At 60.6% G+C, this 26,349-nt stretch carries 13 protein-coding genes and 1 pseudogene; 8 read left to right on the top strand and 6 right to left on the bottom strand.

Translation table 11 applies throughout. From position 1 onward, the window contains the following. Positions 1–107 precede the first annotated feature (107 nt). From ACW5W7_RS05695 to ACW5W7_RS05685, 3 genes are all read left to right on the top strand, one after another. Positions 108–11,789 (top strand): retention module-containing protein, encoded by an 11,682-nt coding sequence (locus ACW5W7_RS05695; protein WP_456501062.1) that lies wholly within the window; start codon positions 108–110, stop codon positions 11,787–11,789. 87 nt (positions 11,790–11,876) lie between these two features. Then, the gene (locus ACW5W7_RS05690) at positions 11,877–12,431 is read left to right on the top strand and encodes a hypothetical protein (protein WP_456501061.1); all 555 of its coding nucleotides are present in this window, start codon (positions 11,877–11,879) and stop codon (positions 12,429–12,431) included. 56 nt (positions 12,432–12,487) lie between these two features. Further along, positions 12,488–13,189: an SIMPL domain-containing protein gene (locus ACW5W7_RS05685; RefSeq protein ID WP_349918328.1), complete on the top strand. Its 702-nt coding sequence runs from the start codon at positions 12,488–12,490 to the stop codon at positions 13,187–13,189. A 158-nt stretch (positions 13,190–13,347) separates the two neighbouring features. On the opposite strand, the gene ACW5W7_RS05680 is transcribed toward ACW5W7_RS05685, so the two are convergent. Next, positions 13,348–14,247 (bottom strand): LysR family transcriptional regulator, encoded by a 900-nt coding sequence (locus ACW5W7_RS05680; protein ID WP_456501060.1) that lies wholly within the window; start codon positions 14,245–14,247, stop codon positions 13,348–13,350. Positions 14,248–14,377: 130 nt separating this feature from the next. Here ACW5W7_RS05680 and ACW5W7_RS05675 point away from each other — a divergent pair, with 130 nt between their 5' ends. Both ACW5W7_RS05675 and ACW5W7_RS05670 read left to right on the top strand, forming a co-directional pair. Further along, on the top strand, positions 14,378–15,052 hold the full coding sequence (locus ACW5W7_RS05675; protein ID WP_456501059.1) for a carboxymuconolactone decarboxylase family protein: 675 nt from the start codon (positions 14,378–14,380) through the stop codon (positions 15,050–15,052). After that, on the top strand, positions 15,049–15,459 hold the full coding sequence (locus ACW5W7_RS05670) for a cupin domain-containing protein (protein WP_456501058.1): 411 nt from the start codon (positions 15,049–15,051) through the stop codon (positions 15,457–15,459). Before ACW5W7_RS05675 ends, ACW5W7_RS05670 begins: the two co-directional genes overlap by 4 nt. Before the next feature lie 69 nt (positions 15,460–15,528). Here ACW5W7_RS05670 and ACW5W7_RS05665 read toward each other — a convergent pair whose 3' ends face one another. Next, positions 15,529–16,905, bottom strand: coding sequence for an amino acid permease (locus ACW5W7_RS05665; RefSeq protein ID WP_456501057.1), 1,377 nt, complete (start codon positions 16,903–16,905; stop codon positions 15,529–15,531). 358 nt (positions 16,906–17,263) lie between these two features. Between ACW5W7_RS05665 and ACW5W7_RS05660 the strand changes: the two genes are divergently transcribed. Continuing rightward, on the top strand, positions 17,264–17,557 hold the full coding sequence (locus ACW5W7_RS05660; RefSeq protein ID WP_456501056.1) for a hypothetical protein: 294 nt from the start codon (positions 17,264–17,266) through the stop codon (positions 17,555–17,557). A 124-nt stretch (positions 17,558–17,681) separates the two neighbouring features. Here ACW5W7_RS05660 and ppsR read toward each other — a convergent pair whose 3' ends face one another. Next, positions 17,682–18,494, bottom strand: a complete 813-nt coding sequence (gene ppsR, locus ACW5W7_RS05655; RefSeq protein WP_349918321.1) for a posphoenolpyruvate synthetase regulatory kinase/phosphorylase PpsR — start codon at positions 18,492–18,494, stop codon at positions 17,682–17,684. Between the two features lie 307 nt (positions 18,495–18,801). Here ppsR and ppsA point away from each other — a divergent pair, with 307 nt between their 5' ends. After that, positions 18,802–21,174 carry a phosphoenolpyruvate synthase gene (ppsA, locus tag ACW5W7_RS05650; protein WP_456501055.1) on the top strand — a complete coding sequence of 791 codons (2,373 nt, stop codon included), beginning with the start codon at positions 18,802–18,804 and terminating at the stop codon, positions 21,172–21,174. A 243-nt stretch (positions 21,175–21,417) separates the two neighbouring features. On the opposite strand, the gene ACW5W7_RS05645 is transcribed toward ppsA, so the two are convergent. Together ACW5W7_RS05645 and asp are read right to left on the bottom strand one after the other, a co-directional pair. Further along, positions 21,418–21,873 (bottom strand): serine protease chaperone, encoded by a 456-nt coding sequence (locus ACW5W7_RS05645; protein WP_456501054.1) that lies wholly within the window; start codon positions 21,871–21,873, stop codon positions 21,418–21,420. An 18-nt stretch (positions 21,874–21,891) separates the two neighbouring features. Further along, a complete protein-coding gene (gene asp / locus ACW5W7_RS05640) occupies positions 21,892–23,766 on the bottom strand; it encodes a serine protease Asp (RefSeq protein WP_456501053.1) in 1,875 nt (624 codons plus the stop codon). Between the two features lie 317 nt (positions 23,767–24,083). Between asp and modF the strand changes: the two are divergent. After that, positions 24,084–25,514: pseudogene (gene modF / locus ACW5W7_RS05635) on the top strand (molybdate ABC transporter ATP-binding protein ModF); the annotation flags it as partial. A gap of 21 nt (positions 25,515–25,535) precedes the next feature. Here the strand turns inward: modF and ACW5W7_RS05630 are convergent. After that, entirely contained in the window at positions 25,536–26,075 is a 540-nt protein-coding gene (locus tag ACW5W7_RS05630) for a hydrolase (protein WP_456501111.1), read from the bottom strand. Between the last annotated feature and the right edge of the window lie 274 nt (positions 26,076–26,349).

The following is a 26,349-nucleotide window of genomic DNA, read 5'->3' as shown; positions in this document are numbered from 1 at the left end:
TCAGAGTGGGGTGAACAGTTTCAAATCAGTACATTTTTGCAACGGAAGCCGACGGGGGGGAAATCTAAGGTGTATGCATCAAGATTTGTCACCCTGGAGCAATGGATATGCGTACCCAAATCATCGACAAGACCGTCGTCGTCTCATCCGTAGAAGGCAATGTTCAGATCCTGCTGGCCGATGGCAGCAGTCGTCTCCTCCAGCCCGGAGAGATATTGCAGCCAGGGGCCAAACTCAACATCGCCGACGACGCCAAGCTGATGCTGGCTCCTTATAATGACGGCCCCAATGTTGCGCCAGAGGCCCCAGCCCCCACGGATGTTCCAGCACAGGGAGATCCTTCCTCATCGGCCGAGAACAAGGATGTCTCGCCGGAAATCGCCGCATTGCAAAAATCCATACTGGAAGGGGTTGACCCGACCAAGAACTTCGAAGCTGCGGCAGCGGGCGGCGCTCCGGCCGCCGGTGGTGGCGGCGGGATTGGCGGGGTAGCCGGTGCCAGCGGCAATGGCGGTTTTGTCGTCATCGACCGCATTGGCGATGCCACCATTGCTAGCGCGGGATTTGATACCAGCCATGACGCGGCTGCCGGGCAAAATCCGGTACAAGCAGATGATCTGCTGCCTGACAACCAACTCGACGATCTGGATGAGTTCGCCGTGACGCAGGAAGATCAGTCCGTCAGCGGTGACCTGCTTGCCAACAGCAGCAACCCGGATGGTCCCTTTGGGGTGTCGATCCTCACCTATAGCTGGGGCAACAACATCGGCGTGCCAGCCGGGGTGGCAACCACACTGGACGGGATAGGCACGCTGATCATCAATGCCGATGGGACCTATACCTTCACTCCGGCCCTCAACTATACGGGCCCGGTTCCCCCGGCCGATTACATCGTCACGGATGGGGCCGATACCAATCCTTCGACGCTCATCATCACCATCACTCCGGTGGATGAAGGGGTCTCTCTCGGCGGGTTGGCGGTGGAGGGGGGCGAGCTTCTCCTCAATGAAGCCGCCCTGGCCGATGGCAGTGCGCCGGATGCCACGGCTTTGACCAAGGGCGGTACCTTTACCTTCAATGCGGCCGACGGGATCCAGAGCCTGACCCTGGGTGGAGTGACGCTCATCAGCAATGGTCAGGTCATCACCAATTTCCCGCAGACCATCCCAAGCCCGCTGGGCAACCAGCTGCTGGTGACCGGTATCAGTTACAACCCGGTGACCGGTGCCGGTAGCGTCACCTACAGCTATACCCTGAGCGACAATGAGTCTCACACCCAGCCAGCCAATGACACGGCGCTGACCGAGAGCTTCGGGGTCGTGTTGACGGACAGCGACGGTGACAGTACCAGCGCCAGCCTGGATGTGGTGATCCTCGATGACGTGCCGAGTGTGTCTGTGGTGCCAGGTTCTGCCGAGCTGGGTGTGCTCAGCGTGGACGAGAGCCTGCCGCAACTGGGCGGTGCGGACAACGACGGCGTTGCCAGCGTGACGCTGGCGGCCTCCGTGGTGCAGGCCCAGTTTAGCCATGCCTTCGGGGCTGACGGGGCGGGCAGTATCGGCTACAGACTCTCTCTTGGTGGCAACAATGTGGCGAGTGGTCTCTATGCGGTCGATCCGCAAGCCGCCAATGGTCAGGGTACCCAAATCGTGCTCAACCAGGTCGGCAATGTCATCACTGGCAGCGCCAACGGGGTGAGTTATTTCACCCTGATCATCAACCCTGCCACTGGCGCCGTGACCCTGACCCTGTTGGACAATATCTGGCAAGGGGATACCAGCAGCAATGATGACAGCATCAGCCTGACCCTCGGCAGTGGCATCTTGACGCTGGTGCAGACGGTGACCGACTCCGATGGTGACAGTGCCAAGGCCAGCCTGGATCTGGGGGCGAGTGGCGTGTTCCGCTTTGAAGACGATGGCCCGACGTCTGGTCTGGCCCCCGAGTTCCAGCGCCCCGGATTCGTGACGGTCGATGAAAGTCTGCCTGCACTGGGTGGTGCCGGCAATGACGGTATCGCCAGTGCGACCCTGACGGGGGCGGCCGTGCAGTCCCAGTTCAGTCATGCCTTCGGCGCCGATGGGGCGGGCAATATCAGTTACAGCTTGATGCTCAATGGCGGCAACGTAGCCAGCGGCCTCTATGCCGTTGATCCCTCTGCAGCCAACGGTCAAGGGGCCCAGATCCTGCTCAACCAGGTGGGCAATGTCATCACCGGCAGTGCCAACGGGGTGAGCTATTTCACCCTCACCATCGATCCCGCCAGTGGTGCCGTGACTCTGAACTTGCTGGATAACGTCTGGCATGGCGATACCGGCAATCATGACGACAGTGTCAGCCTGACCCTGGAGAGTGGCATCCTGACCCTGGTGCAGACCGTGACCGATGCCGATGGCGACAGCGCCAAGGCCAGTCTGGATCTGGGGGCCAACGGTACCTTCCGTTTCGAAGATGATGGCCCGACCACAGGACCGGCCAGCGAGGCCCCGCGTCTGGGTTCTGTCACCGTGGATGAGAGCCTGCCTGCCTTGGGTGGTGCATACAATGATGGCGTGGCCAGTGCGACCCTGGCGGCGGCCGCCGTGCAGGGGCAGTTCAATGCGGCATTCGGCGCTGATGGAGCTGGCAGTATCGGCTACAGTCTGGCGCTCAGTGGCAGCAATGTGGCGAGCGGCCTCTATGCAGTCGATCCCTCTGCCGCCAACGGCCAGGGGACGCAGATCCTGCTGAACCAAGTAGGCAACGTCATCACCGGCAGCGCCAACGGGGTGAGCTACTTTACCCTGACGATCGATCCGGCCAGCGGCGCCGTGACCCTGAAGCTGTTGGACAATGTCTGGCACGGCAACACCAGCAACCCGGATGACAGCGTCAGTCTGACCCTGGAGAGCGGCGTGCTGACCCTGGTGCAGACAGTCACCGACGCCGATGGCGACAGCGCCAAGGCCAGCCTGGATCTGGGTGTGAATGGCACCTTCCAATTCGAGGATGACGGCCCGACCGTCTGCCTGGTTGACGAAGCCCCGAGCCTCGGGACTGTCAAGGTGGACGAGAGCCTGCCGGCCCTGGGCGGTGCATACAACGATGGCGTTGTGAGCGCGACTCTGGCAGCCGTGACGGTGCAAGCACAATTTAACCATGCCTTCGGTGCCGATGGCGCCGGTCGTATCGGCTACAGCCTGGCGCTCAGTGGTAGCAACGTGGCTAGCGGCCTCTATGCAGTCGATCCCTCTGTTACCAACGGTCAGGGGGCCCAGATCCTGCTGAACCAGTCTGGTAATGTCATCACCGGCAGTGCCAACGGGGTGAGCTATTTCACCCTCACCATCGATCCCGCCAGCGGCGCCGTGACTCTGACATTGTTGGACAACGTCTGGCACGGCAACACCAGCAATCCCGATGACAGTGTCAGCCTGACCCTGAACAGCGGCGTCTTGACCCTGGTGCAGACAGTTACCGATGCCGATGGTGACAGCGCCAAGGCAAGCGTGGATCTGGGTGTGAATGGCACCTTCCAATTCGAGGATGACGGTCCGACCGTCTGCCTGGCTGCCGAGGGGCCAAGCCTCGGGGTCGTGAAGGTCGATGAAAGCCTGCCGACTCTGGGCGGTGCATACAACGACGGCATTGTCAGTGCTACTCTGGCAGCCGCGACGGTGCAAGCTCAGTTCAGCCATGCCTTTGGTGCCGATGGTGCCGGTAGCATCGGCTATAGCCTGGCGCTCAGTGGCAGCAATGTGGCGAGTGGCCTCTATGCAGTCAACCCTTCTGCCGCCAACGGTCAGGGGGCTCAGATCCTGCTGAACCAGTCTGGCAATGTCATCACCGGCAGTGCCAACGGTGTGGACTATTTCACCCTGACCATCAATCCCGCCAGCGGTGCCGTAACCCTGACCTTGCTGGACAACGTCTGGCATGGTGATACCGGCAATCATGACGACAGCGTCAGCCTGACCCTCAAGAGTGGCATCCTGACCCTGGTGCAGACCGTGACTGATGCCGATGGTGACAGTGCAAAAGCAAGCGTGGATCTGGGGGCCGGTGGCGTGTTCCGCTTTGAGGATGACGGCCCGACCGTTTGCCTGACAGAGGGGGCCCCACGCCTGTCAGCTACAGTGGATGAAAGCTTGCCCGCCCTGGGCGGCGCGTATAGTGACGGGATCGCGAGTGCTACCCTGACCGCAGCCGCAGTGCAAGGCCAGTTCAGTCATGTGTTCGGTGCCGATGGTGCCGGCAGCGTCGGCTACAACCTGGTACTCAGTGGCAGCAACGTGGCGAGTGGCCTCTATGCAGTAAATCCCTCTGCCGCCAACGGTCAGGGGGTACAGATCCTGCTGAACCAGTCTGGCAACGTCATCACCGGCAGCGCCAACGGAGTGAACTACTTCACCCTGACCGTCGATCCTGTCACGGGGGCGGTGACCCTGACCTTGCTGGACAATGTCTGGCACGGCAACACCACCAGTTCGGATGACAGCGTCAGCCTGACGCTCAAGAGCGGTATCCTGACGCTGGAACAAACGGTAACCGATGCCGATGGCGACAGCGCCAAGGCCAGCCTGGATCTGGGGGCAGGCAAGGTGTTCAGTTTCGAGGACGATGGCCCGCAGCTGCGGGATCTGCAAGGTGGTGGCATCAGAGTACAGGTACAGGAAGATGCGCTGACGCTGGCTGGGGGGGCGCCCCACGAGGGCAATCATGAAAATGCCGGGCAGACCACCACGGCCAGCGATACTACGGGTTCCCTCAATACCCTGGTGAACTTCGGGGCAGACGGCCCCGGTGCATTCAGCCTCTCCACCAATGTCAGCTCCCTGACCGCGCAAGGACTGAGCAGCGGTGGTATGGCGCTGAGCTACAACGTGGTGGGCAATGTGCTGACGGCCTCGGCCGGGGGGACGGTTATCTTCACCCTGACGGTGGCCGCCGATGGCGATTACACCTTCACCCTGAAGGGACCACTGGATCATCCCGTCAAGGAAGGGTTGCCCAACGGCGACAATGAACTGCTGCCCGTGCCCATCGATTTCTCCGGGGTGCTGGTTGCGACCGACGGGGATGGCGACAAGGCGCCGAGCTTCCCTAAAGGCTCATTTGTTGTCGATGTGCAGGATGATATTCCGGTGGCCCAAGATGACTATGCCACCGTGCTTGCCGGGCAGTCCCAGAATATCAACATGGTGTTTGTACTCGATTTCAGCGGCAGCATAGATAACAACGAACTGAACGCCATGCTCGATGCGGTGCGTACCGCCGGGCAGACCCTGTTCAACACCTCGGGCGGTCAGGTCAAGATCCAGATAGTGGCGTTCTCCGGCGATTCCCATGCTTATGAGGCGGTCGATAACGTAGCGGCCTTCACAGCCTTGGTGAACTCCTTGAACCCGCAGGAGCCCGGTGGCGTACGTCCCTTTGACGGTAACACCGACTTTACCGATGCCATCGAAGAGACCATTGCCTCCTATACCCCGATCTCGGGGTGGAACAACCAAGTGGTCTTCATCAGCGATGGCAACCCCAACGAACAAACCGGCCCGGGTGACACCTCGCTTACCAGCTCGGTGGCGACCAGTTGGAACAATTTCGTCGACAACAACGGTATCACTGTCACCACCATAGGGATTGGCAATGGCATCATCGATGCCCGTCTACAAGATGTCGACGTGGACGCAGGCCCGAACAATACCCCGCTGCGGGTGAACAACTTCGGCGATCTGGTCGATACCCTGCTCAACCAGGTGATTGGCGGTCTGGTGCAAGGCAACGTACTCAATGGTTCCAACAATGTGGTTGGGGGCGGGGATGACGATGCCTATGGCGCCGATGGTCCGGGCTATATCCAGTCCATCAAGATTGGTGCGATCACCTACAGCTGGGATGGTGTACTCGATGGGGATCAGCAGTTGACCGCCGTGACCACCCCTGCGGGTGGCAAGCTGAGCTTCAACTTCTCCACCGGTGCATGGAGCTATCAGGCCCCCGCCAATGTGAATGGCGATCTGACCGAAGACTTCCAATACACCATCATCGACAAGGATGGCGATCCGGCCACGGCAACCCTGCACCTCTATGTCGAGGATGTGGGGTCGGTGGAAGGTTATGTGGATGAGGATGAGCTGCCCACTGGCATCACCGACAGCGATGGCGTCACCAGCAGTGTCAGCGGCAGCGTGGCAGCACTGATCGTCGGCCCGGATAACTCCGCAACCATCAGCCTCAATACCAACACCAGCGGCGTGACTGCGGCCAGCTCTGGTGGCGTAGTGTTGGTCTATACGGTTGTCGGCAACACCCTGACTGCCACCGCCAATGGGGCGACGGTGTTCACGCTCCAGGTTGGTTCAAATGGCAGCTATCAGTTCAACCTGGTCAAATCGCTGGATCATCCGCTGGGTAATGGCGATGACAGCGAACTGCTGACCCTGGATTTCACCAGTATCCTGAAGGCGACGGGTGGCAGTGGCACCCTGGCCGGCAGCTTCCTCATCCATGTGGAAGATGACGTGCCCAAAGCAAACAATGAACACGGCGGCAGCGTCACCGAAGATGTGGCGGGCAGCCTGGGCGGTAACGTGCTGAGCAACGATGCCTCCGGTGCGGATACCCCGGCCGCCTTCGTGGGCTGGAGTGCGACCGGTCACAACAACGGCTCGGCAGTAGCCTCCCTGAATACCTATGGCAGCTTCGTGCAAAACGGCGACGGCAGCTGGACCTATGCGCTGGACAACAGCCGCCCGGCGACCCAGGCGCTGGGGTCGGGGTTCAACCAGAGCTACGACGTCTGGTACACCATGAAGGATGCGGATGGGGACGAGAGCATTGCCAAGCTGACCATCACGGTGAAGGGGGCGGATGACAGCCAGACCGTGACCGTGCAGGCGGCGGGCGGTACGACCACCACCGTCTATGAAACCGCCCTGGTGGATGGCCGCACTGAGCTGTCCGACCCGGCAGTGAACAGCGATACCCGGGAAGCGGTGAGCGGTACCTTCCAGGTGTCCGCCACGGACGGGGTGGCCAGCGTGACCGTGCTGGGCCATACCTTCGTGCCCGGTGGCTCGTTGCCACAAGACATCAACACCGGTTATGGCCTGCTCGACATCACCAGCTTCGTGCTGGCGCCGGATGGCAAGAGTGCGACGGTGGGGTACACCTATACCTTGTCCGACAACGTGCTGACCCCGCCGGCGGGCATCGGCTATTTCGATGACATCGGCAATGACATCACGGTGACCGGGGTGAGTGGGGCGACATCCACCTCGGTGGACCTGCAGATCCGGATCATCGATGACACGCCGCTGGCAGCCAATGACGCGGGTGGCACGGTCACCGAGGATGGTGCCGGTAGCCTGAGCGGCAATGTGCTCACCAATGATGCAGTCGGTGCCGACACGCCAGCCGTGTTTGTCAGCTGGGGTGCCGATGCGGCCACCGTCGCGGCCCTGAATAGCTACGGTACCCTGGTTCGAAATCCGACTACCGGTGACTGGAGCTATGTGCTGGACAACAGCCGCCCGGCGACCCAGGCGTTGGGGGCGTCCTTCAATCAGACCTACACCCTGAACTACACCATGGCGGATGCAGATGGTGACCAAAGCAGCGCCACGCTGACCATCACGGTGAAGGGGGCGGATGACAGCCAGACCGTGACCGTGCAGGCGGCGGGCGGTACGACCACCGCCGTCTATGAAACCGCCCTGGTGGATGGCCGCACTGAGCTGTCCGACCCGGCAGTGAACAGCGATACCCGGGAAGCAGTGAGCGGTACCTTCCAGGTGTCCGCCACGGACGGGGTGGCCAGCGTGACCGTGCTGGGCCATACCTTCGTGCCCGGTGGCTCGTTGCCACAAGACATCAACACCGGTTATGGCCTGCTCGACATCACCAGCTTCGTGCTGGCGCCGGATGGCAAGAGTGCGACGGTGGGGTACACCTATACCTTGTCCGACAACGTGCTGACCCCGCCGGCGGGCATCGGCTATTTCGATGACATCGGCAATGACATCACGGTGACCGGGGTGAGTGGGGTGACATCCACCTCGGTGGACCTGCAGATCCGGATCATCGATGACACGCCGCTGGCAGCCAATGACGCGGGTGGCACGGTCACCGAGGATGGTGCCGGTAGCCTGAGCGGCAATGTGCTCACCAATGATGCCGTCGGTGCCGACACGCCAGCCGTGTTTGTCAGCTGGGGTGCCGATGCGGCCGCCGTCGCGGCCCTGAACAGCTACGGTACCCTGGTTCGAAATCCGACTACCGGTGACTGGAGCTATGTGCTGGACAACAGCCGCCCGGCGACCCAGGCGTTGGGGGCGTCCTTCAACCAGACCTACACCCTGAACTACACCATGGCGGATGCAGATGGTGACCAAAGCAGCACCAAGCTGACCATCACGGTGAAGGGGGCGGATGACAGCCAGACCGTGACCGTGCAGGCGGCGGGCGGTACGACCACCACCGTCTATGAAACCGCCCTGGTGGATGGCCGCACTGAGCTGTCCGACCCGGCAGTGAACAGCGATACCCGGGAAGCGGTGAGCGGTACCTTCCAGGTGTCCGCCACGGACGGAGTGGCCAGCGTGACCGTGCTGGGCCATACCTTCGTGCCCGGTGGCTCGTTGCCACAAGACATCAACACCGGTTATGGCCTGCTCGACATCACCAGCTTCGTGCTGGCGCCGGATGGCAAGAGTGCGACGGTGGGGTACACCTATACCTTGTCCGACAACGTGCTGACCCCGCCGGCGGGCATCGGCTATTTCGATGACATCGGCAATGACATCACGGTGACCGGGGTGAGTGGGGTGACATCCACCTCGGTGGACCTGCAGATCCGGATCATCGATGACACGCCGCTGGCGGTAGACGATAGCGACAGTGTCAAGGAGGGTTTTGGTAATGTGGCCGACGGCAACGTATTCACAGGGGGGGGGGGCTCGGACAGCAATATAACTGATGGCGTAGCTGACGCTATTGGTGCCGATACGGTAGCCGCTGGGATGGCCGTGACTGGCGCACGTACGGGACTGGAAGGGGCGGGTGGTGCACTTGCAACAGTTACCGCTGCGGGTGTTCTGATCAGTGGTACATACGGCAATCTGGTGATTAAGTCCGATGGAAGCTACACCTATACCCTGAAAACGGCTTCGATTCCGAGCAATATTACGAGTGAAACCTTCACCTACCAGATTACGGATGGTGATGGTGACAATGATTTAGCTCAGTTGAGCATTAATCTTGTTCAAGATACCCGTATCCCCGTGCTGACTATCGGTAATGCGACCGTCGATGAAGAGGGGCTGCCAGCACGCGTCGGTGAGCCTGCCGGCACTGCGGCCAGTGGAAACTCCGAGATCTTCAATGGAAGCTTCAGCATCAATACTCAGGGTGAGAACCTCACGGCGCTGACCATAGGAGGTCAGACTTACAATCTGGCCGGTGGCGGCAGCCAAACCTTGATTAATGACACGCAAGGGACTCTGGTCGTGACTGGGGTGAGCGGCCCTGTCTCGGGTGTGTTCACGGTGAATTACACCTATACCCTGAAAGACAACATCCTCACCCACAATGTGCAGGGCAATGCTGACACGGCCAATGGTCTGAGCTATGTGGTGTCCGCCACGGATGCCAGTGGCGATACAGGCACTGGTTCCCTGCAGGTAGTCATCAGCGATGATGCACCGATCGCCACTGGGACTATTAATGCTGGCCAGGCGACTCAGGTCCAGAACACGAACCTGATGCTGATCCTCGATATCTCCGGCAGTATGGGCGATCCATCGGGATATCAAGGCATGAGCAGAATGCAGGTCATGCAGAAGTCGGCACTGGAGCTGCTCGACAAATATGATGCCTACGGTAATGTGATGGTCAACATCATCACCTTCGCCACCATGGCCGCCAACCCGACAGGTACCTGGGTCACTGTCGATGCAGCCAAAGCCATCATTCTTGGGCTGTCACCGACAGACTCGACCAACTACGATGATGCGCTGAACGATGCCATCAATGCCTTCGCGGCAAACAACAAGATTGTCGGGGCACAAAACGTCTCCTACTTCATGTCGGATGGCTTGCCCAATGCAAACAACGTCAGCAACTCCGCGACTGTTCCCGATGGTTCGAACAGCTTCGGTGATGGGAATGGCATCAGTACAGCCAACGAGAAGGACTGGACCGATTTCCTGAAGGCGAACAACATCAACTCGTTTGCTCTCGGGATGGGATCAGGGGCTACCCAGTCGGCACTGGATCCCATTGCTTACAACGGTGTGACCGGTGCAAGCTCTGCCAACACCTCCGCCGTGGTGGTGACCGACTTCAGCCAGCTGGCGGCTACATTGCTCAGCACAGTGGTGGCTCCGCCACTGTCCGGGCAACTGATCGATGGTGTGACGGCGAGCACGGGGGCAGATGGCGGCTGGATCAATGCGATTACAGTTGGGGGTGTCACTTATACCTACAACCAGAAGACCGATGTTTCGGGTGTGACTGGCGGGACGTCGGCCGGTACCTTCGATACAAGCACCAACGAATGGTCAATCACGCTGGCCGGTGGCACCTTCAAAATTGACATGGATAACGGTCTGTATACCTATACGCCACCGTCATCCATTCCGGTGGGAGGGATCAACCAAGTCATCGGTTACAGTGTGATCGATAACGATGGAGACACTGCGTCCAGCACCTTGTCCCTCATCGTGAACCCCGCGATCGGTCCTACAGTGGTGCGCGACGACTTCATCGTCACCAATCAGGATCCATCGACCATCCCGGATTGGGCGCTGCTTGCCAACGATACGGGACCACTTGCCGCGACCCAGACGCTCACGGGGGTCTCAGGCGCGGTCGGTGGCACAATCACCGACAATGCGGGCTCGGTGACGTTCGATGATGGTACGGGTAATGCCACACCCAGCCTCTACGATGGGTCGTTCAACTACACCAACAGCACGACCTCGGATACAGCCAAGGTATTCGTGGATGTGCAGAGTGGCTCGACGCTCACCGGGGGTTACCTCGACGAGATCCTGATTGGCGGGAGTGGCAACGACACCATCAACGGCAATGCCGGCAACGACATCTTGCTCGGTGGTGCCGGCAACGACACCCTGAATGGAGGTGAGGGTAATGACATCCTGGTTGGTGGTGCGGGTAACGATACTCTGGATGGTGGCGCGGGCAACGACACTGCCAGCTACATCGATATCACGGGGGGCGTAGGCGTTACGGTCACTGTCAATGGCAACAATCAGGTTACTGGCGGGGCTGGGACCGACAGTCTGAGCAACATGGAAAACCTGGTGGGCTCCATGTTCAACGACAGCCTGACCGGGGATGGCAATGCCAACATCCTCAGTGGTCTGGCGGGTGACGACATCTTGATTGGTGGCGGAGGTGATGATCTGCTGATCGGTGGTACTGGCAGTGACACCCTGACCGGCGGCACTGGCAAGGATACCTTCAAGTGGATGGCGGGAGATGCTGGCGGTACAGACACCATCAAGGACTTCACCACTGGGGCTAATGGGGATGTACTGGACTTGAGTGAACTGCTGAGCGGGGAACACTCCAACGCAGCGAACCTGGATCAGTACCTGACCTTTGCATCTGGCCCGGGCAGCAACAAGTCGACTCTGACGATCGATCTGGATGGCTCGGGGAGTGGCAGCACGACCCATACCATCTTCTTTGATAACGTGGATTTCACTGTCAACTCGACCAGAACGGATCAGCAGATCATCCAGGACTTGCTGACCCAGGGCAATCTCAAGGTTGATCCATAATCAAACCGTGGGGGCCGGGCTTGCCCGGTCCCTGTTATTTGATGGCGAGGGCGGATAAGATAGCGGCAATATCGGGAGAGAGTCACCATGCAGTCATTCAATTGGGTCGACATCGATGGCATTCGCTATAGCTGGGATGGGCAGGACAACATCGTCTGCTCCGGCCGCTTTGGCTATCAGGCGTCGATGACGGGTGACAGGCTCAATGGCCTGGAGCTGGAGACGGAAGACGGTGAGGTGGCAGGGTCCCTCAACGTGGATTTTGCCGCGTCCAGCATCAGCTTCAGCCCGGTGGAGAGTGTTCCCATGCCTCACATGGTGGTGCTGGTTGGTCATGAGTGGGGGCAACAGGAGTATGCCCTCTCGAGCTTGAGTGACAATGCCTTGCACGGCTTGCTCGGCCAGGAGGATGAACTCGACTGGCATTCGCTGGCGGTAGTGACGGCTTCCGAACCCATGTCTCCACCGCAAGGTCACGTTCTGTCGTGGGACGCCTTCCACTTCGAAGAAGATGAACTGCTTGGTGCACCGGCATCTGTGGTCGCGGTGAGCCCGCATGGTTCCCTGAATGGCGAGATCAGCATCAATATCGACATGACCAATCAGGTGTTGGAGCAGCTCCCCCCCTTGCACGATATTTGAATCTCATTCGGCGATGGGCATAATGACCTCAATCCAATCGATTGAGGTTTTTTTCTATGTGGCGTCCCCTTCTTACCCTGTCTGCCCTGGTTGTCAGTGCCCCCCTGTTTGCCATTGAAGTGCCCCAGGCGCCGCATCTGGTAGTCAGCGGTTATGCCGAGCAGAAGGCCGAGCCCGACATGCTGACCCTCAATGTCGCCGTGACCGCGCTGGAGAAGCAGGGCATCAAGGCCAAGCAGCAGGTGGATACCAAGGTGGCCGCCTTCTTTGGCCAGCTGGAGAGCCTTGGCATCAAGCGCAGCGACGTGGAGGCCGGCAATCTGGTGATCTCCCCCGAGTATCAATACCCCCAGAACAAGCAGCCGGAGATGGTGGGTTATCGTGCCCAGCGCCAGCTCTCGGTCAAGCTCTATCAGCTCGACAAGCTGAGCCAGCTGATGGATACCGCGCTCAAGGCCGGTCTGGAATCCGTCTCCCAGATTGAATACGGTCTCAAGTCCCCGCAGATCATCAAGGAGCAGGCCCGCCTTGGCGCCGTGGCCGATGCCACCAGCAAGGCGGAATCCTTGGCAAAAGCCTTTGGCATGAAGCTGGGCAAGGTCTACAGCGTCGAGTATCGCAACAGCTCGCCGGTACCGGTGTACAGCCGGGCCATGAAGGCCGCCGCTGCGCCGTCCGCCGATATGGTGGAGAACAGCTACCAACAGCAGCAGATCAGCATCACGGACAACGTGGAAGCCGTCTTCCTGCTGGAGTGATGACCCAGCCTGAATGCCTGTTCTTCCTATACCAAGCCCGAGGCTCATCCCTCGGGCTTGTTGTTTCTGGCGGGCCATGTCAGCGGATAAACACTCAGGCGGGGAGGAGAGGGCCGAGGGCGCGATGCTATCTGATGCCGAGTCCGCAAATCTGGGGATCAGCCCCGCTTGTGCCAGCGCAGGGCATCGATGACGAGTTCAAACGCCACGGGAAGGTGTTTACGGCTGGGATAATAGAGGTAATAGCCCGGAAATAGCGGGCACCAGTCGGTCAGCAGCGAAACCAGCTCGCCGGATGCCACCTCCTTTGCGACCAGATCGCTTGGGACATAGGCAATGCCACAACCCTCCCGGGCCGCCTGGATCATCAAGAAGGTATTGTTGAACACCGTTTGTCCCGCCACTTGCACGCAAAGAGGGTGATTATCCTGCTCAAACTCCCACCCATAGAGAGAACCCCGGGTCGGCAGCCGCAGGTTGATGCAGTTATGTGCCATGAGGTCCCGGGGCTCGATGATGGGATCCTTGCCGAAGAGATAGGCAGGGGTTGCCACCACCGCCATCCGGATATCCGGTGTCATGCGCACGGCAATCATGTCCTTGTCGACCTGATCCCCCATCCGTACCCCCGCATCGAACTGCCTGGCCGCGATATCCGTCAGCTCGTAATCCATGCTGAACTCCACCCGGATATCCGGGTGCTCCCTCAACAGCGGCTGCAGACGGGGCAATAGCACGGTCGAGATGGCGTGATCGTTGGCGGTGATGCGTACCGAGCCGGCGGGTTTGTCACTGGCGGCGCGCAAGGTAGCCAGTTCGGATTCAATTTCGTCCAGCCGGGGGGCCAGCACGCTCATCAGACGGTGACCCGCGTCGGTCGGGGAGACGCTGCGTGTCGTGCGGGTCAGCAAGCGTACGCCGAGGCGATCCTCGAGGGAGAGCAAGGTATGGCTGAGGGCCGAGCGGGAGACACCAAGCAGGGTGGCCGCCCGGGTGAAGCTGCGCTCTCTCGCCACCGTCACGAAAGCCTGGAGATCGCCGAGTTTCTCTTTGGTCATGATTGGTGAGTTATCTGCACAGGTGTGTGTTGATTTGCCCATATTATCATCCAATCTGCCTTTCTCTACACTGCCGTTGTTGGGATGGCTGCAGCGCGCCGCCCAGCGTTGAACCCTGTCTGGAGGTGAGATGATGAGCAATCCCTTGAGTGAGCAACAACAGGCGATGATCCCCATCGCGGCATTCACCGCAAAGGGTGACATGGCTGCGCTCGACACGGCGCTACACCATGGGCTGGATGTGGGCATGACCATCAACGGCATCAAGGAAATCCTGGTGCAGCTCTATGCCTATGCCGGATTCCCCCGGAGTCTGAACGCGCTCTCGACTTTCATGGCTGTCCTGGCGCAGCGCCAGCAACAAGGCCTGACAGACGAGGTGGGCAGAGAAGCCACCCCTCATCCCGAAGCGTGGGACGCTCTGGTGGAAGGGACCCGCAACCAGACTCGACTGGTGGGTCAGCCCGTGACGGGGGCACTGTTCGCGTTTGCCCCGGCCATCGACGGCTTTCTCAAGTCCCATCTCTTCGGGGATATCTTCCAGCGAGATGTGCTCGACTGGCAGACCCGGGAGCTGGCAACCATAGGGGCGCTCGCCGCCATGACAGGGGTCAACAGCCAGCTGAAGAGCCATCTTGCGATGAGTCTGAACACTGGGTGGACCGTGGCACAGCTGCGGGGATACGTGAGTACCCTGAAGGCAAGCTGCGGGGATGAGATGGGTCGCAATGCCGAGGCGGTGCTCAATGAGCTGCTGGCGAGTCAGCAGACGGGAGACGCAGAGTCTGGCGAGGAAAAACGATGAACACTGAATTTGACGGGAACGGGCTCTTCCCCAAAGGGGCCAGGAACGAGGCCTATGCCCAGTATTTCACCGGCACCAGTTATCTGGCGATGCTCTCCACCCAGGGCGTCACCATCGGCAACGTGGTGTTTGAGCCGGGCTGTCGCAACCACTGGCATGTTCACCACCAAGGCGGGCAGATCCTGATCGTGACCGGTGGGCGAGGGTGGTACCAGGAGTGGGGCCAGGCTCCCCGTGCGCTGGCGGCGGGGGATGTGGTCCATATCGCGGCGGGTGCCAAGCACTGGCACGGGGCCAGTGCCGACAGCTGGTTTGCACACCTGGCCATCGAAGTGCCGGCCGAAGGGGCGAGCAACGAGTGGCTGGAGCCTGTCTCCGATGCGGCGTACCAAGAGCTGTCCCGATGAGGTGGCGGGGCGCCACCGATGAAAAAAATGCCGGTCATCGACCGGCATTTTTCATGGGGAGGGGGGAGCTCAACCGAGGTTGGCGGCCACTCTGCGCTGGCTCTTCTGCTTGAGCAGGTAGCCGATACCGAGTAGCAGCACCCAGGCCGGGATCAGTTCGACCGAGATGCGGGTGCCGTCGTTCATGTACATGATCACCAGAATGGCGGCCATGAAGGCGAGGCAGAGATAGTTGCCAAACGGGCTCCACAGTGCCTTGAACTTGGGAGTGACCCCCTCGGCGGCCTTGACCTTGCGGAACTTCAGGTGCGCCAAGCTTATCATGGCCCAGTTGATGACCAGCGCCGAGACCACCAGGGACATCAGCAGGCCAAAGGCCTTGCCCGGGATCAGGTAGTTGATCAGCACGCACAGCAGGGTGGCGGCGGCGGAGATGGTGATGGCGGTCAGCGGCACCCCGCGCTTGTTGGTCTTGAGCAGCGTCTTGGGGGCGTTGCCTTGCTTGGCGAGGCCAAACAGCATGCGGCTGTTGCAGTAGACACAGCTGTTGTAGACGGACAGCGCGGCGGTCAGCACCACCAGGTTCAGCACGTTGGCCACCAGGTTGCTGTCCAGGGCGTGGAAGATCATCACGAACGGACTGCCACCTTCGACCACCTTGCCCCAGGGGTAGAGGGAGAGCAGCACGGTCAGGGCACCGATATAGAAGATGAGGATGCGGTAGATCACCTGGTTGGTGGCCTTGGGGATGCTCTTCTCGGGGTTGTCCGCTTCCGCCGCCGTGATACCGACCAGTTCAAGGCCGCCGAAGGAGAACATGATGAAGGCCATGGCCATCACCAGACCACCGACGCCGTGCGGGAAGAAACCGCCCTGGGCCCAGAGGTTGCTGACGGTGGCTTCGGGGCCACCGGCGCCGGAGAACAGCAGGTAGCCGCCGAACCCTATCATGCCGAGGATGGCCACGACCTTGATGATGGCGAACCAGAACTCCATCTCGCCGAACGCCTTGACGTTGGAGAGGTTGATGGCGTTGATCAGCACGAAGAAGAAGGCCGCCGACATCCAGGTCGGGATCTCGGGCCACCAGTACTGCACATAGATACCGACCGCGGTCAGCTCGGCCATGCTCACCAGCACATAGAGCACCCAGTAGTTCCAGCCGGAGGCGAACCCGGCGAAGTCACCCCAATACTTGTAGGCGAAGTGGCTGAAGGAGCCGGCGACCGGCTCTTCCACCACCATCTCGCCGAGCTGGCGCATGATGAGGAAGGCGATGAAGCCACCGATGGCGTAGCCCAGCAACACGGCGGGGCCCGCCATCTTGATGGTGTCGGCAATGCCGAGAAACAGGCCGGTACCGATGGCACCGCCCAATGCGATGAGCTGGATATGGCGGTTTTTCAGGCCGCGCTTGAGCTCTTCACCGTCTTGCTGAAGATTCATTCTTCCTTCCTTAGGTCGCTGAGGTCACGCGGTTTTCATCGTGCCAGACGGCCCGCATCCTGTGGGCCGGATCAGCACGTCGTGCCGAAAACATGACAAAAACCGTATTAATTTCGTTACGTATTGCCGCCTTCGGTTTTTTGTAGCGGCTATCAACCCGAGCAGAATAATGATAAACACCCGTTCATGCACCTGTTTTCCTTGGTTTCGGCTGCCAATTCCGGCTTTACGCAGGGTTTTTATGATCTGGAATGGGGTTTTTGAAGTGATTGATGGTTTGGTGAGCAGTTGGGCGTGGCGGTATTGACGGATTTTGATGTTTGTGAGCAATTGTCTCTTTTCTATAAAAGGGACTCATATGATAGAGAAAGTTGTCGGCGGGCTCGTCATGGCCGCACTCTGGTTCGGGATCTGGCTCTCCCCCATGTTGCTGACCATGGCGGCGGCCTGCCTCATGGTATGGGGCTGGCAGGGGGCGGACTATCTGGTGGCCAACATCGCCATGGTACTGACGCTGGCCGCCGGGGCCGGGTTGCTCCCCGCCTGCTGGTTGAGTGAGCGGGTACGCAAGGGGACGGGGTTGCTGACCCTCCACGGCTGGTTGATGAACAACAAGGAGCTCAACAAGCCGGGTGCGGATCCCCTGCCATAAGGGATTTTTTGACGCGGCACAGTGCTGACCCGCGCTGTGGACACTGTGTCTCTCTCATTTTTCTGTTCATTTATATTGCCACCAACATGGTGGTTGGCATTTTATTCCGCAATTGATTGATGCGTCAGCACAGTTGGCGGCGTAATCCGGTTGCCTCCAGGATCTTGGCGCTGATCTCCTCCACCGAGTGAGAACTGGTATCGAGGAAGCGGATCGCCTCCTGGCGGAACAGCCGCTCCACGCTCGCCAGCTCCTGCTCGCACTGCTCAAGGGATGAATAGCGGCTGTTGGCCCGGCGCTGGTTGCGGATCTCGTGCAGCCGCTGGGGCGCGATGGTGAGGCCGAACAGCTTGTGGCGATTGGCCTTGAGGGGGGTGGGCAGATCGAGTGAGCCCATGTCCTGTTCGATGAAGGGGTAGTTGGCGGCGCGGATGCCAAACTGCAGCGCCAGATAGAGGCTGGTCGGCGTCTTGCCGCAGCGCGACACCCCGATGAGGATGATGTCTGCCTCGTCATACTCCCGGGTGGTGATGCCATCGTCGTTGGTGAGGGCGAAGTTTACCGCCTCGATGCGATCGTCATACAGCTTGCGGTTTTCCATGCCATGGGTGCGGTGCAGCCTGGGCTCGGCCTTGATCCCGAGCTCCTGCTCCAACGGACTCACGAAGGTGTTGAGAAAGTCGTGGCTGCTGGCCTGGGCCTTGAGCACTTCGTCGCGCACCTGCTGATCGACGATGGTGTGAAACAGGATGGGACGCACCCCGGTCTGGCGAAACTGCTCGTCGATGCGCATCCGCACCTGGCGGGCCTTCTCCTGGGTCTCCACGAAGGGAATGGTGACCTGCTCGAACGCCAGGGGAAACTGGCTCAGCACGGCATGACCGAACACTTCGGCGGTGATGGCGGTGCCGTCGGATACATAGAATACGGTGTGCACTGGGAACTCCTGTGAAGTGCGAGGGCAGGGGAGGATGATTTAAGTATCTCTCGAAACCATACCCGTTTTGTCAACCGGTCTGCCGTTGCCAAGTTGTGAACTCGCTTGCAAACCTGAGTCGTTACCTTTTTGTGTCGCCATTGTAGAATGTCTGTGTCAAACGACCATCCCCAAATCTTGCGTGGGGATTTTTTTGACAATAAGTAGAAAACGTTTTCATGGTCGTTGGCAACACACACATACAAAAACACATGATTTGGCACAGCAGGTGCTTGGCACCCTGGCCCACCAACCTGGAGACATGCAAATGCAACAGTACGTACTCTGGTACGAACAGCTCGGAATGCAGGATGTAGAGCGCGTTGGCGGCAAGAATGCGTCCCTTGGCGAGATGATCAGCAACCTCGCCGGTGCCGGCGTGTCCGTGCCCGGCGGGTTTGCGACCACCGCCTTTGCGTTTAACGAGTTTCTGGAGTTAAGCGGTCTCAACGGCAAGATCCACGACTTGCTCGACAGCCTGGACGTGGACGACATCGCCGCCCTCAACAAGGCCGGTCAACAGATCCGTGACTGGGTCGTGGAAGCGCCGTTCCAGCCCGCGCTGGAACAGGCCGTGCGTGCAGCCTACGACAAGCTGAGCGCGGGTCTCGAGGCTTCCTTTGCGGTGCGCTCTTCCGCCACCGCCGAGGACATGCCGGATGCCTCCTTCGCCGGCCAGCAGGAGACCTTCCTCAACGTGCGCGGCATCGACGCCGTCATGGTTGCCATCAAGCATGTGTTTGCCTCCCTGTTCAACGATCGCGCCATCTCCTACCGGGTGCATCAGGGGTACGATCACAAGGGGGTGGCGCTCTCGGCCGGGGTACAGCGCATGGTGCGCTCGGATCTCGCCGCCTCCGGCGTCATGTTCACCCTGGATACCGAATCCGGCTTCAATGACGTGGTCTTCATCACCGGTGCCCAGGGACTGGGCGAAATGGTGGTGCAGGGGGCAGTGAACCCGGATGAATTCTACGTCCACAAACCGACCCTCAAGGCCGGCCGCCCTGCGGTGGTGCGCAAGACGCTCGGTTCCAAGCTCATCAAGATGACCTACTCGGATGATGCCGGTCACGGCCGCCAGGTGAAGATCGTCGACACCCTGGATGCCGAGCGCAACCGCTTCTGCATCACCGATGAAGAGGTGATGGCGCTGGCCAAGCAGGCCCTCATCATCGAGCGACACTATGGCCGCCCGATGGACATCGAGTGGGCCAAAGACGGTCAGGACGGTCAGCTCTACATCGTCCAGGCCCGTCCAGAGACGGTGCGCAGCCGCCAGGAGGCGAACACGCTTGAGCGTTTTGCCCTCAAACAATCCGGCAAGGTGCTGATCGAAGGGCGCGCCATCGGCCACAAGATTGGCTCGGGCCCGGCGCGGGTCATCTCCTCCATCAGCCAGATGGATGAAGTACAGCCCGGTGATGTGCTGGTCACCGACATGACGGATCCGGACTGGGAACCCATCATGAAGCGGGCCTCCGCCATCGTCACCAACCGTGGTGGCCGCACCTGTCACGCCGCCATCATCGCCCGTGAACTGGGGATCCCGGCCGTGGTGGGTTGCGGCAACGCCACCGACCACATCGAGGATGGTCGCCTCATCACCGTCTCTTGCGCCGAAGGGGACACCGGCTTCATCTATGACGGCGAGCTCGACTTCGACGTGGCGGTGACCGAGGTGGGCAACATGCCGCGCCTGCCCATCAAGGTGATGATGAACGTCGGCAACCCGGACCGCGCCTTTGACTTCGCGCAGTTGCCCAACGCCGGTGTGGGTCTGGCTCGCCTCGAGTTCATCATCAACCGCATGATAGGGGTCCACCCCAAGGCGCTGCTGGAGTTTGACAAGCAGACTCCTGAGCTCAAGGCCACCATCAGCAAGATGATCGCGGGCTACGACAGCCCCCGGGAGTTCTACGTCGCCAAGCTGACCGAAGGCATCGCCACCCTGGCGGCCGCCTTCTGGCCGGAGCGGGTCATCGTGCGGATGTCGGACTTCAAGTCCAACGAGTACGCCAACCTGGTGGGGGGTCGAGGTTACGAGCCTCACGAGGAGAACCCGATGATCGGTTTCCGTGGCGCCTCCCGCTACATCGCCGACAGCTTCCGCCCCTGCTTCGCCCTGGAGTGCGAGGCGATGAAGCGGGTACGGGATGTGATGGGCCTGACCAACGTCGAGGTGATGATCCCCTTCGTGCGCACAGTCGGTGAAGCGGAGCAGGTGGTGGAGATCCTGGCGGAGAACGGTCTGCGCCGTGGCGAGCGGGGCCTCAAGGTCATCATGATGTGTGAACTGCCCTCCAATGCGCTGTTGGCGGACAAGTTCCTCGAGCACTTCGACGGCTTCTCCATCGGCTCAAACGACATGACCCAGTTGACCCTGGGTCTGGACCGGGATTCCGGCCTCATCGCCCACCTGTTCGATGAGCGCAACGAGGCGGTCAAGGCACTGTTGTCCATGGCCATCCAGGCTGCCCGCAAGGCCGGCAAGTATGTGGGGATCTGCGGCCAGGGCCCGTCCGATCACCCGGACTTCGCCGCCTGGCTGGTCGAACAGGGCATCGACTCTGTATCCCTCAACCCGGATACGGTCGTCGACACCTGGCTCTATCTGGCCGAGCAACACAAGGCCGGCTAAGCGCGCTCACGACGCTTCGAGAATGACAAGGCGCCCAATGGGCGCCTTTTTTATTGCGCTCTGAACGGTGAGTGGCTGCCCCAATACCCCGGAGCAGGGGTTCAAGGCTTGCGTTCCTTGTCTCTCTGTTTGCAGGACTGGTTGATAGGGGGATGGCATGGAGTGAAAAGAAGAGGAGAAAGGAAAAACAAGGGGGCCATGGGCCCCCTTGTTGTTTTGGCGTATTCCGGTGCGAGAACGCGCTTATTTAGGTTGCTGCTCGGGGCCACCCAGTTCGATCTGCACCTCGACACCCTCCTGCTTGAGCTGGCTGGCGATGGCGTTAAGATCGGCGCCCGGCTTGGCCGTCAGCAGGGCGATGCCGCCACTGCTCTGCTTGAAGTGCAGGCCGTGGCGGCTTGCCAGGGATTTGGCTTGCGTATCGTCAGCCGCCACCAGCAGGGTGCCGCTCACCACCAGCTCGGGGCTGGCCACCCCGTGCAAGAGGATGTCGCCACTGCGCAGTCCCGGTTGGGATGCCTTGCCATCCAGGCTGCGGGCAACCCGTTTCTTGCTGCCGTTGTCCGGGGTGAAGTAGGTCTGACCATTGACTTCAATGGCGCGGTATTGCTTGCCATCTATGGTGACGGACTCGTCCGCCAGAGCTGGCAGGGCGGTCAGCAAGCCTGCCAGGGTGAGGCCAAAGAGGATCTGTTTCATGCTATGACTCCTGTGCTGTTAGGTACGGGTCGGCTCGTGGCCGAGCACCCGCAAAGACCAGTCGATGAGCTGGCCCGGTTGACTGTTGTTGCGTTCGGTCAAGGTGCTGCGCGCCCTGGTGTCAGGATTGAACAGCGAGACCTGGCGCGTGCCATCGGCCACGTCGGTGACTTCCAGTCGCCATTCCCCTGCCGCAGTCTCCCCGTAGAATTTGTGGGAGAGCAGGCGCATGTCGCGCATCCCGGCGGTGCGTATCGTGCCTGTTTGCTGACGTTCGAGGGACTGGCCAACCAGGCTGTTGTAGGGGTTCAGCAGCACGCTGCGGGTCCCGGACGGGGAGACGAGCTCGATCAGCAGGTCGGGCAGACGCTGGTGATCCAGGCTGACTTTCACCTGTACCGCCTCCACGGTGAGGGCTTGAGCCAGCTGGATGTTCGAGGTGGTCGGTGCGTTGCCCACATCCGGGATGGCGCCTGCGGCGCCACGCACCGTCACTTTCTGCCAGGGTGACTGGATCAGCGCCGGCAGAGGGTCATGGGTGGCGGCACTGACCAGTGCCTTGTTCACATCGATGAGGCCGAAGCCATAGGTCGGGCTGAACCAGAGACCGGCGGCGTTGCGCTCCCAGCCTTCCAGTCCGGTGACCTGGCGTAGCTGGCCGTTGGCAGTGGTGTAGTTGACGCGCACCGGTGCCTGGGCGGCTTCGATGCGGGTGGCATTTCTGGCCAGCAGATCCCGCAGATCCCGCACCGACAGATCCGGGTAAGCGGACATCAGCAACGCCATGGCGCCCGCCGTGTTGGGGGTGGCCGAGGAGGTACCGTTCATGGTGCCGTTGTAGTCGCAGCCGACATCCAGCGCCGGGTTATTGTGCAAGCGGTTGGCGCTGGGATCGTCTACCCGGTTGTAGCCCATGTCACAGCCAGGCAGATCCGTGGTCACCATGGCGGGGGCGTCGGTGCCGTATTCCCCGCCGGGGGCGCTCAGGAAGACGTTGCTGCCGACGCTGGAGTAGGAGGATCGCACGCCATCGGCGTTGCTGGCACTCACGACCAGGTTCCAGAAATTGCTGTTGGAGGGATCCAGGTTGCTGTTTTCAAACGGCAGGGCGGGGTTGTTGCCGTTGCGATTGAACACATAGTCGCCGGAGGCAATCCGGTTGAAGCCGTTACCCGCCGCCTTGATGTAGGCAGCGCCTTCGGCTTTCTGGGTCATCTGCTCCATCAGGGTGTCGAGCTGACGACGATTGAGGTCATCGCTGCCACGAGGGGTGACGAGGCTCATGCCGTAGCTCTGGTTGAAGACCCGGTTGTCACGGCTGGCCTGGCTGTCACCCAGGGCATAGAGCCAGTCCCGCTGCAACTGCCGGCTGTTGTCATCCAGCAGGTTGAAGCCCTGTAGTTGGGCCGCCGGTGCCACGCCCCGGCTGCCGATGGCGTTGTCCACCGCAGCGACGATGCCGGCCACCGAGGTGCCGTGGGCACTGTCCGGATCCGTGGGAGTGGGGTCATTGCTGCCGGTCACCACGTTCTTGGAGCCGGGACGAATGTTGTCCGCCAGATCCGGGTGAGCGATGGCCAGGCCATCGTCCACCACGGCCACGTTGATCCCCTGGCCCAGCACGGCGGTGCGATGGGCCCACCAGAGGTTGAGGTCATTGCCCGCCACGCCACCACGGGCGCTGAAGGAATCCTGACCGCTGTTGAGCAGGTACCATTGCTGATCCTGCAAGGGATTGATGCCGGGCAGGCAGCGCTCTGCGCTGCTGCGACCGGTGTCGAGTCCGGTTTCGTTGCCGCCAAGGGGCAGGCAGTGCTCGCTGGCTTGTACCGAGGCTATCGGCAGGGCCGAGAGCAGCCCTGTGATTGCCAATGCTAACGTTGTTTTTCTCATTGATAAACTCCATCTTAAGGGCGCACCGTCCGAGGTGCGCTGGCATCTATACATGAGAATGACCGATTCAAAAGACTCTCAATGCAGAGTTGTGAATGGCTTCATATAAATCTCATTTGGCCCCATATGGGGGTATAAATGGGATGGAGATCATGTTTTATTGCGAGCTATTCGCATTAGACGCTAATGATCATTTTGTTTATAAATTCCTCTGTTTTTAATACTCGGTAGAGAGAGGTCGTCGAGGTGTGTTCCACGGCTGTGAGCGGCTGCGATTCCTGTTAAGGTAACGGCAGACGGATCAACAGGATGGACTCATGACCCTATTGCAGTGGCACTCGGCCAGGCTGGCCCTTCGCAATGACCAAACCCTCTTCATTCCCGACCTGACCCTCTCCCCCGGCGAGTGCTGGGCCTTCGTGGGCAGCAATGGCAGCGGCAAGACGGCGCTGGCCTCTGCCTTGTGCGGAGAGCTCGGCGTGCGCGCCGGCCAGACATCCGGCACGCTGGCGGCAGTGCGGCTGTCGTTCGAGTCGCAGCAACAACTGGGGGAGCGAGACTTCCAGCGGCGCAACACCGACATGTTGGGGGAGGATGAGGAGGCAGGCTACAGCGTCGCCAGCCTGATGATGGAGGAGGGGGAGGACGAGCACGCGGCGCGGGCCCTGCTGGCACGCTTTGGCATAGCCGCGCTCTGGGAGAGGCCCTACCGATACCTCTCAAGCGGCGAGGGGCGCAAGTTGTTGCTGGCTCGAGCCCTCTTGTCCGGGCCCGAGCTGCTGGTACTGGACGAGCCGTTCGACTGGCTGGATCAGGGGTCGCGCCAGGAGCTGATGAGGCTGCTGGCAGAGCTGGTCTCACAGGGGCAACGACTGGTGGTGATCGTCAACCGCTTCGATGAAATCCCCCCGTTTGCGAGCCACCTTGGTCTGCTCGGGGATCGCAATCTGCTGCTGTCGGGCACGCGAGAGGCGGTGCTGGCGAGCCCGGAAGTGGCCCAGCTGGCGCGAGCCGAGGCGATCCACCCCGATCTGCCCCCGCCGCCCACGGCCCCGGAACCACTCCCCCCAGGCCCCCGGGTGCAGATGCGCCAGCTGCGGATCGCCTATGGGGAGCAGGTGGTGATCGACGGGCTCGACTGGACCATAGAGGCGGGGCAGCACTGGCAACTGGTCGGGCCCAATGGCGCCGGCAAATCGACCCTGCTCTCCCTCATCACCGGGGATCATCCCCAGGGCTACAGCAATGATCTCCAACTGTTTGGCAGGCGGCGGGGCAGCGGTGAGAGCATCTGGGAGATCAAGCGCCACATCGGGATGGTGAGCCCGGCTCTGCATCTGGATTATCGCGTCAGCGGCTCAGTGCAGACGGTGATATTGTCGGGTTTTTACGACTCCATCGGCCTCTATGCCCGGCCCGGAGATCGCCAGCTGGCACTGGCCGACCAGTGGTTGACGCTGCTCGGGCTGGCGCAGCAGGGAGCGCAGCCATTTCACAGTCTCTCCTTTGGCCAGCAGCGGCTGGTGCTCATCGCCCGCGCCCTGGTCAAGCATCCGCCCCTGCTCATCCTGGACGAACCGCTGCAGGGATTGGATCCCCTCAATCGCCACCTGGTCAGGGCCATGGTGGGACGCCTGCTCGGCGAGGGGACTCAGCTGCTGTTCGTCTCCCATCACGCCGAGGATGCGCCTCCCGGCCTCACTCACCGGCTGAGCTTCGTCCCCGATGGCGAAGGGGGCTATGACTATCTGCAGGAGCGGTTGGGGAGGCTATCTGACGAGGGCCAGGATCTCGCGAAACGCCGGATCGCGGCAATCCCCCAGCAGCTCGTAGAGGCACATCTCCACCGAGGTGAGGGCCACGCCCCGCGCCGCCAGCTGGCCGATGGCGAGCGCCCGGTTGGCGGGGGCACGGGATGAGACCGCATCGGTCACCAAGGATACCCGTGCGCCACTGCCGAGCAGCCCCAGCACGCTCTGATAGACGCAGATATGGGCCTCGATGCCGCACACCAGCCAGTGGTGGACGCCGGTTTCGGTGAGCACCGCCGCCACCTGGGGCTCCCCCAGAGCGCCGAAGCTGAACTTGGGGAGCACGGGGCTGCCGGTTTGCAGGGGTTGCAGCTCGGGCACGGTGGCGCCAAGCTTGTCTGGGTTCTGTTCCAGCCATACTACCGGCAGTCCCAGCGCCTTTGCCCCTTTCACCAGTCGGGCCGTGTTGGCGATGAGCCGATCGCTCTCATCCACCAGCCGCGCCAGTTTGCCCTGAATATCGACCACCAGCAGGCCATACCCATCACGTTCTTTCATCATTTATCCTCCCGGAATGAACATTGCGAAACATTGCCATATGAACCTTTAGAAGCATACAGTTTGATACAAAACTGGCGAAGACGTGGGCGGAGCTGGATGCTAGGATGCCATGGGTTTATTTATCATCACTCCTTTTTAATTATTTATCTGTGCCTGTTTCTGATGGGTATGCTATCAATGACTGCTGCGATTACCCATTATCAAAAAAATATTGCAATGATGTAATTAGTTTGGATTTTCAATGATATTTATTTCACACTTTTAAAATCTC

This window comes from Aeromonas intestinalis, from assembly GCF_054052485.1.
The sequence above is the reverse complement of the archived record's forward strand: the minus strand, read 5'-3'. Positions and strand labels throughout refer to the sequence as shown.